The 446-nt window shown below is 64.3% G+C and carries 1 protein-coding gene; it reads left to right on the plus strand.

Annotated features, from left to right (window positions below; genetic code table 11):
* Window positions 1-131: 131 nt before the first annotated feature.
* Window positions 132-407 carry a DUF362 domain-containing protein gene (locus AB1L30_RS03875; RefSeq protein WP_367012076.1) on the plus strand — a complete coding sequence of 92 codons (276 nt, stop codon included), beginning with the start codon at window positions 132-134 and terminating at the stop codon, window positions 405-407.
* Window positions 408-446 lie beyond the last annotated feature (39 nt).

Genomic DNA, 446 nt, shown 5'->3' on the forward strand with positions numbered 1-446 from the left:
CCGGATGGAGATGCCCCAGGATCATTGGCCCCCACGATCCGATGTAGTCGCCCCGTAGGTCAGCATGCGGGCCTGGTTGGCATCGTGATAGGGACGAATGCCTGGAAAGCTGGGCAGTCCAGAAGGGGGACGTGGTCGTCATCAAGCCCAACGTCGCCTTCGACAAGAACCCCGACCTGGGGGCCACCAGCCAGCCCGATACGGTCTCGGCCGTCGTCAAGCTCTGCTTCGCGGCCGGCGCGCGCAAGGTCATCGTCTGCGACAACCCGATCAACAACCCCGAGAGCTGCTTCTTCAAGACCCGCGTCGGCGACGCCGCCCAGCGCGCCGGGGCCACCCTGATGCTGCCGAAGTCCAGCTACTTCGAGCCGCTCTACGTCGGCGGCGAGACGATCAAGTGTTTGTAAACCAATACTCTAGTGCGTCACGCAGTTCCGCCGCCGTCC

Source organism: Bremerella sp. JC817 (genome assembly GCF_040718835.1).
Classification (GTDB): domain Bacteria; phylum Planctomycetota; class Planctomycetia; order Pirellulales; family Pirellulaceae; genus Bremerella.